The organism is Vibrio sp. Y176, from assembly GCF_033438945.1.
Genome location: NZ_JAWOQS010000003.1, coordinates 461376 through 474559, shown reverse-complemented (window position 1 = coordinate 474559; position 13184 = coordinate 461376). Strand labels below are relative to the sequence as shown.

General features: G+C 45.1%; 10 protein-coding genes. 7 read left to right on the top strand and 3 right to left on the bottom strand.

Annotated elements, in window-relative coordinates:
* Positions 1 to 142 precede the first annotated feature (142 nt).
* Positions 143 to 1771, top strand: coding sequence for a methyl-accepting chemotaxis protein (locus tag R7O13_RS10485; RefSeq protein ID WP_005388969.1), 1629 nt, complete (start codon positions 143 to 145; stop codon positions 1769 to 1771).
* A 125-nt stretch (positions 1772 to 1896) separates the two neighbouring features.
* Here the strand turns inward: R7O13_RS10485 and miaE are convergent, their stop codons facing one another.
* Together miaE and R7O13_RS10475 are read right to left on the bottom strand one after the other, a co-directional pair.
* Positions 1897 to 2667 carry a tRNA isopentenyl-2-thiomethyl-A-37 hydroxylase MiaE gene (gene miaE / locus R7O13_RS10480; protein WP_005388968.1) on the bottom strand — a complete coding sequence of 257 codons (771 nt, stop codon included), beginning with the start codon at positions 2665 to 2667 and terminating at the stop codon, positions 1897 to 1899.
* Positions 2668 to 2764: 97 nt separating this feature from the next.
* Positions 2765 to 3529, bottom strand: coding sequence for a hypothetical protein (locus R7O13_RS10475; RefSeq protein ID WP_005378247.1), 765 nt, complete (start codon positions 3527 to 3529; stop codon positions 2765 to 2767).
* A gap of 313 nt (positions 3530 to 3842) precedes the next feature.
* Here R7O13_RS10475 and cysB point away from each other — a divergent pair, with 313 nt between their 5' ends.
* Complete coding sequence (gene cysB / locus R7O13_RS10470) at positions 3843 to 4817, top strand: HTH-type transcriptional regulator CysB (RefSeq protein ID WP_005388967.1); 975 nt, start codon at positions 3843 to 3845, stop codon at positions 4815 to 4817.
* A gap of 54 nt (positions 4818 to 4871) precedes the next feature.
* A complete protein-coding gene (locus R7O13_RS10465) occupies positions 4872 to 6068 on the top strand; it encodes a methyltransferase (RefSeq protein WP_213969478.1) in 1197 nt (398 codons plus the stop codon).
* A 93-nt stretch (positions 6069 to 6161) separates the two neighbouring features.
* On the opposite strand, the gene ald is transcribed toward R7O13_RS10465, so the two are convergent.
* Positions 6162 to 7286: an alanine dehydrogenase gene (gene ald, locus R7O13_RS10460; RefSeq protein ID WP_005378241.1), complete on the bottom strand. Its 1125-nt coding sequence runs from the start codon at positions 7284 to 7286 to the stop codon at positions 6162 to 6164.
* A 156-nt stretch (positions 7287 to 7442) separates the two neighbouring features.
* Here ald and lrp point away from each other — a divergent pair, with 156 nt between their 5' ends.
* From lrp to R7O13_RS10440, 4 genes are all read left to right on the top strand, one after another.
* The gene (gene lrp / locus R7O13_RS10455) at positions 7443 to 7937 is read left to right on the top strand and encodes a leucine-responsive transcriptional regulator Lrp (RefSeq protein WP_005378234.1); all 495 of its coding nucleotides are present in this window, start codon (positions 7443 to 7445) and stop codon (positions 7935 to 7937) included.
* A 152-nt stretch (positions 7938 to 8089) separates the two neighbouring features.
* Positions 8090 to 11137 carry a DNA translocase FtsK 4TM domain-containing protein gene (locus R7O13_RS10450; protein ID WP_318303795.1) on the top strand — a complete coding sequence of 1016 codons (3048 nt, stop codon included), beginning with the start codon at positions 8090 to 8092 and terminating at the stop codon, positions 11135 to 11137.
* A 61-nt stretch (positions 11138 to 11198) separates the two neighbouring features.
* Positions 11199 to 11825 (top strand): outer membrane lipoprotein chaperone LolA, encoded by a 627-nt coding sequence (gene lolA / locus R7O13_RS10445; protein ID WP_318303794.1) that lies wholly within the window; start codon positions 11199 to 11201, stop codon positions 11823 to 11825.
* A complete protein-coding gene (locus R7O13_RS10440) occupies positions 11826 to 13181 on the top strand; it encodes a replication-associated recombination protein A (protein WP_242531641.1) in 1356 nt (451 codons plus the stop codon).
* The last annotated feature ends 3 nt before the right edge of the window (positions 13182 to 13184 follow it).

Here is a 13184-nt window from a genome sequence, read left to right as displayed (position 1 = left end):
TATCAATTACTGGTCAAGATTTGATCTCTCAAGCCGATGTATATAAGAGCGTTCAATGATATCGAGCGCAAAAAACAGTGTGTTTTAGAGGTTAAGCTTTCACTTAAGTGAGAGGTTTGGAAAGGCTGCGGGGAGAAAGTGCATGCGTATTAAAGACTTAAGTGTCGTAAAGAAAATATCGGTTAGTTATTTAACCGTTTTTGCCGTGTTTGGTTTAGTGTCAGTAATGTTGGTGCAAGGTTTGTTAACACTGAATAAAGACATCTCAGTGTTAACAGATAAAAGTTTACCTTCTGTTGCGATTTTGAAAGGTATCCAAGTTGATATTACTAAAGTGCGTAAAGATGAGTTCTCTTTATTGCCAAACGCAAATCACCCCAAAATTGGTGAGTGGTTAAAAGGCCTCGACCAATGGCGTTCTGATGTGCAGGCTGGTATTGCAGAATACGAAAAGCTCGACCTTAATAAGCGTGAAACGCAGTCTTTTAGCGTTTTTAAAGAAACTTGGAATCAATACATCAAAGAAACGAAGACTTACAACGCACTGCTAAGCCAAGGTGATGCTGAAAGTGCAAATGATGTGATTTTATCGAGTTTCGATACCTACTCAAAAGCGTTGAGCAGCTTGGATGATACCCTCGCGTTGAACGATGAGTTGGTGAATTTGATTGGTGAAGAAGTACAAAGTGAAGCGGCATTTACACAATACAGCGCTGCTGTTGGTGCGCTCGTCGTCGCATTGGTCATGGTAATGTCTGCCATGTTGCTTTCTCGAGTCATTTGCGGGCCTGTTGATCGAGCATTGGAATTCGCTTCCAAAATCGCCAAGGGTCAATTGAATAATCAAATCGACGAAAGTGAATTGAGCAAAGACGAGTTAGGAACGTTGCTTAAAGAGCTTGTCGGTATGCAAACAAACTTACATTCGCTGGTTTCTGAGATTAATGACTCAACGATTCAGCTAACGGCAGCAGTAGAGGAAGTGAGTGCTATTTCTTCTCAGACCGCCTCTGGTATGCAAAATCAACAAATTGAACTTAGCTCGGTGGCTTCTGCGATGACAGAGATGCAAGCTGCTGTAAGTGAAGTGGCACAAAATACCGAAGTTGGCGCAACCTCTGCTTATTCGGCTGCGGAAGTGGCAAAGCAAGGAACGGCGACGTTACAACAAACTATCGCAGTAATTGAGCGTGTATCACATACGATCCAAGAATCAGATGAACTGGCACGTGAGCTTGAATCGAGCTCAAACAATATCAATGTGGTCGTCGATGTGATCCGCGGGATTGCCGAGCAAACAAACTTGTTAGCACTGAACGCCGCAATTGAAGCCGCTCGGGCTGGTGAACAAGGACGTGGGTTTGCTGTTGTGGCAGATGAGGTTCGTTCTCTGGCGCAACGCACTCAAGACTCCACTTCACAAATTGTGGAAATTGTTAATCAGCTACAAGAGAGCAGCAGTAAAATAGGGCATTCAAGCCGTGATTGTCAGGAGGGTATTTCTCAGTGTGTTGAGCAAGTTAATGATGCTGATAGCCAGATAAAAGAAATTGAACATTCTGTCGATAACATAGCGCAAATGAGCACACAAATCGCAACGGCGTGCAGTGAGCAGAATTCTGTATCCGAAGAGCTGAATCGCAGTGTGGAGCATATTAATAGTGCTTCAACAGAGATGGCTGAGGGAGCTTCACAAACGGCTGTGGCTTGTCAGCAGATTAGTAGCCTAGCGCACAACTTGAAAACTCGAATAGGTTCATTCCAGCTCTAGCTGTTGTGTTTCAGCTTTATTCCTAACCTCATTGCTACAATAAATAAGCCGGACGAAATGTCCGGCTTATTTACTCTCTGTCTATATAAGTTCAGAGTATGCTCAACCTTGGGAGAATATGCTCGCTAGGCTGGAATACCACTGTGAAACTTAAAATCTGTATCTGGCGTAGAAATTAAATCTGCCTCTATACGTCCAAAGTAGGCGATGCGCTCGCTGATATCTTTGCCTGCGATTTGCTCCGCTAATACAAGATAATCCTGGTAATGGCGTGCTTCAGAACGTAATAAAGAAATGTAGAACTTTGCGATATCGTCATCCATATGTGGTGCTAGTTTGGCAAAACGCTCACAAGATCGGGCTTCGATGTACGCACCAATGATGAGTTTATCGATCAGCGTTTCCGGCTCATGAGTCTTCATATGCGAAATCAGTCCTTTAGCATAGCGACTTGCTGGAATATTTTTATACTCAATTCCACGACTTTCCATGATCTCTAAAACTTGATAAAAGTGGTGTAACTCCTCTTTTATCAAAAGCACCATCTTATCGATCAAATCTTGGCTGTATGGTGAGTCGGACTTAGCCATGATTGACTTAGAAATATTGCTCTTGCCTTTTAAAGTTTCCAATGAGCCTACGTTACGGTAAGCAAAATCTTCGTAGGGCTTAAACCAGTCAAGTAGAGCATGTGAACTGGATTGGTCAACGGCATACTTACGAATTAAAAACATGGCAGATTGGCCAGCTTTTAGTTCGCACAGTAGGTGGTCTAACAAAATGGTTTGAAGGTTCTCTGGTTTCTTTGCTTCCTCTACCCATTCATCAGGTGTACTGCATTGCAGAAATTGGTTAATGGGAGCAAGAAGATCTTGATAGGCGTCTAGATTCATCATTTTAGTTTTAGTACTTCACATTTTTATTGGGCATATCCGTTGTCTTGCGGATAGAAAAAAGGCTGCAATTGCAGCCTTTCTTGACCTGAAGTGAATGTTACCACTTTTTCTTCTCGCCGAAGAGTGCTTCCATGTCATTGTCACGCTCTTTGTCAGCAATCTGCTGCATTTCGGCATCGCTTTTATCTTGGCGCTTTTTATCTAAGTCACCCAACATCTCTTCAAGCTTTTGTTTCGCTTGAATAGAATAAGGATCGCTCTTAGTGCTCAAAGCATCGATACCTTTACGCAGCAGTTGAAGCGCGGTGCCTGGTTGGCCACGAGCGATAGAGTCGTTTGCTCTTTTGATGACATTTTCAATGTTGATGCGAATTTGCATCGTTTCCAAGCGCGCATTTTCAGTGACGTAAGTCTGGGTATCCAATCGGCCTTTGTTGTGCTCGTTACGGATAGTGTCGCGAAGTCGTTTAACCAGCTTAAGCATGACGATAGCTTGTTTATCACTACTCGGCATCTTGAAAGTGGTACTCTCGCCAGTAGGACCATTCTCTTTTAGCTGCGTAATCTGCTGCTTCATATTTTCGATACGTTGAGCAAGTTGCTTGTTCTTCGGGTCCAGCTCATGCATGCTCTCTAGCGCGTCAAGAATACGATTGTTTAGACACAGCAACAGCTCTTTACTAAAAGGGATATGGTGTGCATGACCAATCAACTCTTCAGTACCATCTATCAAGGCTACATATCGCGCTGATTCCTGCCTTTTTGCGGTTTCAACTTTAACCTTATATTGCAACATAATGTTATAGCCTAGGATTAACACCAGTAGGATGGCTACCAAAGCGATTATTAAACCAATATTCATATCTTTGCGTCTGCTTTACTTTTCTGCGGCTAGCGTTAAAGAATACATGAATCTTATCTTACTCGGCACCTTATTTGTTTGATTATTTTGTCTCTCCCACGTTTTAGTTACTGATAGAAGTCACATCATAGAACTTCGGTCATTTATTGGCTCAACTTTGTGCATATTGTTTCTTGCTTGAAGATTATTAGTATGTGATTGAGGTATAAGTTAGAAATTGCTGTTCATTTCGATTTGAACGCGTTATAACTAATTATTATATCGCTCGCTTGAGTGGCCAATAAACTCTCTCATGAATAAGTAAGGGATTACGATGAAACTGCAGCAGCTGAAGTATATTGTTGAGGTTGTAAACCATAATCTGAATGTATCTGCAACGGCGGAAAGCTTATATACCTCTCAGCCAGGTATCAGTAAACAGGTTCGGTTGCTGGAAGACGAGTTAGGCATTCAGATTTTTGAACGTAGCGGTAAGCACTTAACGCAAGTGACGCCAGCTGGAGAAGAAATTGTACGTATCTCTCAAGAAATTCTCGCTCGTGTAGAAAGTATCAAAGCGGTGGCTGGAGAGCACACCCATCCAGAAATGGGGACGCTGAATATCACCACGACACATACGCAGGCTCGTTATGCACTGCCAGATGTCATCAAAGGTTTTACTTCTCGTTATCCAAAAGTGTCGTTACACATGCACCAAGGTACACCATCACAAATGTCTGAGGCGATAGCTAAAGGCACAGCGAATTTTGCGATTGCGACAGAAGCTCTTCACTTATATCAAGATGCCATCATGCTGCCTTGTTATCACTGGAATCGTTCAATAGTTGTGCCTAAAGACCACCCACTAGCGAAGAAAGACAAAGTAACGATCAGTGATCTTGCCGCTTACCCATTAGTCACTTACGTGTTCGGTTTTACTGGCCGTTCAGAGCTGGATACAGCATTCAACCGCGAAGGTTTAACCCCGCGAGTGGTGTTCACTGCAACTGATGCAGACGTCATTAAAACTTACGTTCGTATGGGTATTGGTGTGGGTGTGATTGCAAGCATGGCTGTGGATGAAGAGCAGGACGGTGACTTGGTTGCAATAGATGCGAGCCATTTGTTTGGCGCGAGCACCACGAGCATCGGCTTCCGCCGTGGTACATTCTTACGCTCTTACATGTTCGATTTTATGGAGCGTTTTGCACCGCACTTAACGCGTCCAGTGGTTGAGCAGGCGATTTCGTTGAAGTCTAATGCAGAAATCGAAGAGATGTTTAAAGACATCGAGCTTCCGGTGAGATAACACTTCATTGATGTTTCGATTCCCTCTACAATGCGCTCGTTGTAGGGGGTAGCTATGAAAACGCAATTTCAATTTATTAATGACTGCTTAATCGAAAACCAATCTTTGTGGCGATTCGAGCCTTTTAAAAGCAGCATTCACACGTCATTACCTTGGCAGGAGCAACATCCTCGACTGTGCCAATGGCTAGCGTCTCTTACTCCCTCTCAAATCGAAGAATACAAAGCAGCACCAGAACTCGCGTTAAAAGCACTTAGTCCGTTTTTGCCTGAGCTTGAACAACTCGCAGAACTGACTCATTTAGAGCTTTTGTCGTTAAACGGCTTGGAACTCGCTCGTGGTTTAGATAACGGTATTCCGGGACGTAAGTTGGAGCAAATTAGCTCGATGGGTGAAGCTGCAATTCAACAACACTGTGGCGAAGAATGGCTAGAATGGTGCTCAGGTAAAGGTTACTTGGGGCGAATCCTGACCGCGCAAACCGATCAGCCTGTAACCAGCTTTGAATACCAACAAGCACTGTGCGATTCGGGACAACAAGCAGCCAATGAACATCATTGGAAGATGACGTTTATTCAAGGCGACGCGTTTGATAGCAAAGCGAAAGCCGTGTTTAAGCCAACGCAACACGCAGTAGCACTGCATGCATGCGGTGACCTTCACGTTCGTCTAATGCAGTACGGCAGTGAAAATGGGATTGCTGCGATGACCATATCACCTTGTTGTTACCACTTGATTCAGTCGGAACAATACCAGCCGATGTCGGAATCGGGCAGGGCTTCTTCTCTCTCATTGTCTAAGCAAGAACTGCGTATCCCATTACAACAAACGGTGACGGGAGGAGAGCGCGTGCGTCGTCATCGTCAGCAGGAAATGATGTTTCGTCTTGGGTTTGATTTGATCACGCGACAAGCTTTGGGAATGGCAGAGTATCAGCCTGTGCCGAGTATCCGTAAGTCGCAATTAAGTGATGGTTTTGAAGCCTTATGTCGCTGGGCAGCGGAGCAAAAAGGCATTGTTCTTCCTCAAGAAATCGATTTCTCTCATTTTGAAAAGTTAAGCGAACAACGCTTCTGGCAAATGGAGAGAATGAGCTTAGTGCAACTTGTTTTTCAACGTCCGTTGGAGATCTGGCTCGCATTAGACAAAGTGCTTTATCTTGAAGAACGTGGTTACCGTGTTAGATTGTCAGAGTTTTGCCCTAAATCGGTCACGCCTAGAAATATTTTAATTTGTGCATATAAGATTTAGTTATTCTTTATAGCCAAACGCTCTATATGAAAAAGCCCACTTATGAGTGGGCTTTTGTAAACAAAACGTGACAAGTTATGTTTTATTTTGTCATTAATTAAACATAGCGATAGCTTGAGTTGGTTCAACGTATTCCAAGTCAAAGCTTTCTGCTACTTCTTTACACGTTACTTTTCCGTGAATAACGTTTAGACCTTCAAGGAAGCCTTTATCTTCTAGAAGTGCTTCGCGGTAGCCTTTATTTGCTAACTTCACGATGTATGGAAGTGTAGCGTTGTTGAGTGCAAATGTTGAAGTGCGAGCAACTGCGCCAGGCATATTTGCTACACAGTAGTGAACCACTTCATCAACGATGTAAGTTGGATCTGCGTGAGTTGTCGCGTGCGAAGTTTCGAAACAACCGCCTTGGTCAATTGCCACGTCAACCACTGCCGCACCAGGCTTCATCTTAGCAATGTGCTCTTTAGTGACCAGTTTAGGTGCTGCTGCGCCAGGAATTAGAACGGCACCGATAACAAGGTCCGCTTCTAGAACATGCTTCTCGATAGCGTCTTCAGTAGAATAAACCACTTTTGCGCGACCTTGGAATTCTTCGTCAAGCTTACGAAGTGTGTCTACGTTACGGTCTAGAATAGTGACGTCAGCGCGAAGGCCAACCGCCATACGAGCAGCGTTTGCACCAACAACGCCACCACCAACGATAACGACTTTTGCAGGTTCAACACCAGGTACGCCGCCTAGGAGTAGACCACGACCGCCGTGCGATTTTTCCAACGTTTGCGCGCCAGCTTGGATAGACATCCGACCTGCCACTTCTGACATTGGTGCTAACAGTGGCAAACGACCCATATTATCTGTTACAGTCTCATAGGCTATACAGACAGCTTTGCTCTTGATTAGCTCATCAGTTTGTGGAAAATCTGGTGCTAGGTGTAAATAAGTAAATAAAATTTGCCCTTCGCGGAGCATTGCTCTCTCTACTGCTTGGGGTTCTTTTACTTTTACAATCATGTCTGCTTGCGCAAATACGTCAGCAGCATGAGGGAGAATGGATGCGCCGACAGCGATGTAATCATCGTCTGAAAAACCAATGCCGGCACCTGCATTGGTCTCAACTAAAACTTGGTGACCATGTGAGATGAGTTCTCTCACGCTAGCTGGGATCATACCAACACGATATTCGTGATTCTTGATTTCCTTAGGTACGCCAATGATCATCCTGTATCCTCTTTCTATAATGGTTGTATTAACTGTTAGTAGGGTGTTATTGTCGAATTAATAACTAGTATAGTTATAGATTTGTAAAATTTGGCACCAAATATTAAAAAGTTGTAGTATATTTTTTTGCAAGGAAGTAATAAGGTGGAATAAAAAATGGCAGACAACTATAAAAAGCCGTCCAAGGAACTAGACCGTATCGACCGCAACATTCTTAATGAGCTGCAGAAAGACGGTCGTATTTCAAACGTTGAGCTTTCAAAACGTGTGGGACTTTCTCCAACGCCATGTTTGGAGCGTGTACGTCGCTTAGAGCGTCAGGGTTATATCACAGGGTATACTGCATTATTGAATCCGCAGTTCCTGGATGCATCACTATTAGTATTCGTTGAGATTACGCTAAACCGTGGTGCGCCGGATGTGTTTGAGCAGTTTAACTCAGCTGTTCAAAAGCTAGACGACATACAAGAGTGTCATCTTGTTTCAGGTGACTTTGACTATCTTCTTAAAACCCGTGTATCAGATATGGGTGCTTACCGCCGACTATTGGGCGATACGTTACTACGTCTACCTGGCGTAAATGACACTCGCACATACGTTGTTATGGAAGAAGTGAAACAATCTAACCAGCTTGTGATCAAAACTCGTTAATTTCTTGCAAAGAAAGCGGTATATGCTTCCGCTTTCGCCAGAGAGTAATTGGGTTTTTCTCCTTGATATGGTTAAATCAATTTACCGAGCGGCTTGATGCCGCTCGGAATGTTTTGCAATTTCCTATTTCATTTCCATATTCAAGTTGATTTATGTTCAAAGAGAACGCAAAGAAAGTCGAAACCATTATCAAAACCAGTGAAGAGCCCCAGTCTTCACGCTTAAATGGCTTCCAACGCTTAAAAGAGTGCTGCTTTATCGTTGGCGTTCTTAGCTCGGTATTGCTTGCGGTTGCACTATTTACCTTCAGTCCGGCCGATCCTTCTTGGTCCCAAACCGCATGGGGAGGGGATATCGATAATGCTGGTGGCCTTTTCGGCGCTTGGCTAGCCGATACTCTATTCTTCACATTTGGCTCTCTCGCTTACCCAATCCCTTTCTTGCTAGCGGCGGCAGCATGGGTGATTTGCCGTAAACGAGGAGAAGATGAGCCCATTGATTTCATGCTATGGGGTACAAGGCTGCTCGGTCTGGTCGTCCTTATTATGACCAGTTGCGGTCTTGCCGATATTAATTTTGATGACATTTGGTATTTTTCATCCGGAGGTGTGGTCGGGGATGTGTTGTCTAGCCTCGCTTTACCTACATTGAATGTACTCGGTACCACATTGGTACTGCTGTTCTTGTGGGGAGCGGGCTTTACGCTCTTCACTGGCATCTCATGGCTTAACATCGTGGAATGGCTTGGTGATCGTGCATTAGCACTAATTGCCGCGCTTGCAAATAAGGTAAGAGGTTCAGAGCAGGAAGTTTTAGAACCTCAGCTTGATGAGTTTGTAGAAGATAAAGTCTCTACGCCTAAACATAATGTAGACCATGAAATTGATGATGAGCCGCTTCCTCATTTAACGGCGTACGATGTTGATGAACCGAAAGAGTCGGCGCCAGCGCATGAGTACCCTATTTATATGCCGCAAGCTAAACCTGATAAGCCTGCGGAACAGGCGATGGTAGAACCGACGCCACCACAACGCAAGTCTACGGTTAATGCTGCGCCAGTTTATGCTGAACCTGAGCCTCAAACACAACCTATCCATACGGTTAACACTGATAACGTTGATCCGCTCTTGGAACGCACCAAGCAACTGAATGTTACGATAGAAGAGCTTGAAGCAGCGGCGCAACAAGCAGATGACTGGGGAACTGAAGAACAGGCAGCCCCATCATTTGCAGACACTTACTCTTCCTATGTAGAGCCACATACAGCTACAGAAGAACCGATCAGTGTTGAACCAGATTATGCGGAGTACGAACAATTTGAAGCAGAGCAAGTACAGCAGCCAAGTATTGAGCATCCTGTACATGAAGAGCCTGCAATTGATTCTGCTGTATTAGATAGCATCACGGCGCAAACAGAATCGAGCCAACATATTGAGCCTACGATCTCTGACTTTGATGTGTTAGATGATGAAGACGAAGTGGAATCTCAGCCTGCACAGCAAGCACAGCCAACAACGCCTCATCAGCAAGTTGCAACACCTTCAACAACATTTGAACCTGCACCTCAAAAAGTGGAGGTGGAAGAGGTCCAAGACAACGACCAAGATGTTACCGCATTCCAAGATATGGTTTCCAATGCGCAAGCCAAAGTCGCTGCAACACAGAACCCATTTTTGGTACAGAAAGAAGAAAACTTGCCAGTTCCGGAAGAGCCACTCCCAACGCTCGAGTTGCTTTATCATCCAGAAAAACGTGAAAACTTTATCGACCGTGATGCGCTAGAGCAGGTCGCTCGATTGGTAGAGAGCAAACTCGCTGACTACAAAATCAAAGCCGATGTGGTTGGTATTTATCCTGGTCCAGTGATCACTCGTTTTGAGCTTGATTTGGCGCCAGGGGTGAAAGTAAGTCGTATTTCTGGTCTTTCAACTGACTTAGCGCGTGCATTGTCTGCGATGGCGGTACGTGTTGTGGAAGTAATCCCTGGCAAGCCTTACATCGGTTTGGAACTGCCAAACATGAGTCGTCAGACGGTCTATTTATCTGATGTCATCAGTAGCCCTCAGTTTGAGCAAGCAACGTCACCAACAACGGTTGTGCTAGGTCAAGACATTGCGGGCGAAGCTGTGGTGGCAGATCTTGCGAAGATGCCTCACGTGTTAGTAGCAGGTACAACAGGTTCTGGTAAGTCGGTGGGTGTGAACGTGATGATTTTGAGCATGCTATATAAAGCAGGTCCAGAAGATGTACGCTTCATCATGATTGACCCGAAAATGCTAGAGCTTTCTATTTATGAAGGTATCCCTCATCTTCTTTCTGAAGTTGTGACTGATATGAAAGACGCATCAAATGCTCTGCGTTGGTGTGTGGGCGAGATGGAACGTCGTTACAAATTGATGTCGGCATTAGGTGTACGTAATGTGAAGGGCTTCAACGAAAAATTGAAGATGGCAGCAGAAGCGGGCCACCCAATCCATGACCCGTTCTGGCAAGAAGGCGACAGCATGGATACTGAACCGCCATTGCTAGAAAAGCTGCCTTACATCGTCGTTGTTGTTGACGAATTTGCTGACCTAATGATGGTGGTAGGTAAGAAAGTTGAAGAACTGATTGCTCGCTTGGCGCAAAAAGCGCGTGCGGCAGGTATTCACTTAATTCTTGCGACTCAGCGTCCATCGGTTGATGTTATTACCGGTCTAATTAAAGCGAACATTCCAACTCGTGTTGCGTTTACGGTATCGACTAAAACGGACTCTCGTACAATCCTAGATCAAGGCGGCGCAGAATCACTACTTGGTATGGGTGATATGTTGTATCTACCGCCGGGATCAAGTCATACAACTCGTGTTCACGGTGCATTTGCATCAGATGATGATGTTCATGCAGTTGTAAACAACTGGAAAGCGCGTGGTAAACCGAACTACATTGAAGAGATCATCAGTGGAGATCAAACTCCAGAAAGTCTATTGCCAGGTGAGCAAATGGAAGCGGATGAAGATGTAGACCCGCTCTTCGATCAAGTTGTTGAGCACGTGGTTCAATCACGTCGAGGTTCGGTTTCCGGTGTTCAGCGCCGATTTAAGATAGGTTACAACCGTGCCGCCCGTATTGTAGAGCAGCTTGAAGCGCAGGGCATCGTAAGTGCTCCGGGTCATAACGGTAACCGCGAAGTACTGGCACCCGCGCCACCAAAAGATTAATGAACTTGTGTTACTCACCTCAGTCCAACTGAGGTGAGTGGTTCTAATAATAGGTATCTGAATGAAAAAACTATTTTCAGCGCAACTTTTCTCTGCGCTTGTTTTAAGCTTTTCCCTCTTCTCTACTGCGCACGCAGCGTCTCCTAAAGATGAATTAAACAAACGCCTTTCTATGAATGATGGCTTTAGTGCGGATTTCTCTCAGCAGGTTATCAGCCCTGAAGGCGAAACGGTGATGGAAGGAGAAGGTACGGTTGAAATTGCCCGCCCAAGCCTGTTCCGTTGGAGTACAACATTCCCTGATGAGAACCTATTGGTCTCTGACGGTAAGACATTGTGGTACTACAGCCCATTCATCGAGCAAGTGAGCATCTACTGGCAAGAGCAAGCAACAGAGCAAACGCCATTTGTTTTGCTAACGCGTAACCGAGCAAGTGATTGGAATAACTACAAAATATCTCAAAAAGGTGACCAGTTCACTCTCATTCCTACTGCAGTAGACTCCACACAAGGTCAATTCCAGATTAATATTGATGCCAAAGGCGTGGTGAAAGGCTTCAATGTGGTTGAGCAAGACGGCCAAAAAGGTTTGTTCACCTTTAACAACGTGAAGCTGGGTAAACCAAAAGCAGACAGATTCACATTCACAATTCCAAAAGGTGTGGAAGTGGATGACCAAAGGAATTAATTGGTAGTGAGTAATTACACATTAGATTTCTCGGGGGACGAAGATTTTCGTCCCCTTGCTGCTCGTATGAGACCGGAAACGATCGAACAATACATCGGACAGCAGCACATTTTAGGCCCCGGTAAGCCACTGCGCCGTGCGCTAGAGGCGGGTCACATTCACTCTATGATCCTTTGGGGACCACCAGGCACAGGCAAAACGACATTAGCGGAAGTGGCTGCAAACTATGCCAATGCTGAAGTAGAGCGTGTGTCTGCGGTAACGTCTGGTGTGAAAGAAATCCGTGCTGCAATCGAGAAAGCACGTGAGAACAAAATGGCGGGCCGCCGCACCATCTTATTTGTGGATGAGGTGCATCGCTTCAACAAATCTCAACAAGACGCGTTTTTACCGCATATCGAAGATGGCACGGTTACCTTTATTGGTGCGACGACAGAAAACCCATCGTTTGAGTTAAACAACGCATTGCTGTCACGTGCACGTGTCTACAAGCTGACGTCTCTTGATAGAGATGAAATCTCACTGGCGCTGAACCAAGCGATCAGCGATAAAGAACGTGGCTTGGGCAATACACCTGCACACTTCGCTGATAACGTATTAGACCGCCTAGCAGAACTGGTAAACGGTGATGCTCGCATGTCTCTCAATTATCTTGAGCTGCTCTACGACATGGCAGAAGACAATGCGCAAGGTGAAAAAGAGATCACGCTTAAGTTGCTGGCTGAAGTGGCAGGGGAGAAAGTCTCTCGCTTCGATAACAAAGGTGATATCTGGTACGACTTAATCTCTGCGGTCCACAAATCCATTCGTGGTTCTAACCCAGATGCGGCGCTTTACTGGGCTGCACGTATGATTGCAGCGGGATGTGATCCTCTTTATATTGCCCGTCGATTACTTGCGATAGCATCGGAAGATGTCGGCAATGCGGACCCTAGAGCCATGCAAGTGGCACTCTCCGCGTGGGACTGTTTTACACGCGTTGGTCCAGCAGAAGGTGAACGTGCGATTGCTCAAGCTATTGTTTATCTCGCGTGCGCTCCAAAGAGTAATGCCGTTTACGTTGCTTGGAAACAAGCGCTAACGGACGCTCATAACTTACCTGAATATGAAGTGCCGCATCACCTTCGAAATGCGCCAACCAGTTTGATGAAAGACATGGGTTATGGGGCTGAGTATCGTTATGCTCACGATGAGCCTGGTGCTTACGCAGCAGGTGAGCAATATTTGCCGCCTGAAATGGGCGATCGTAGGTACTATCAGCCGACAAATCGTGGTCTGGAGACCAAAATCGGCGAAAAGTTAGATTACTTGGCTACTTTAGACGCAAATAGCCCACAAAAGCGCTATGAAAAGTAGGCG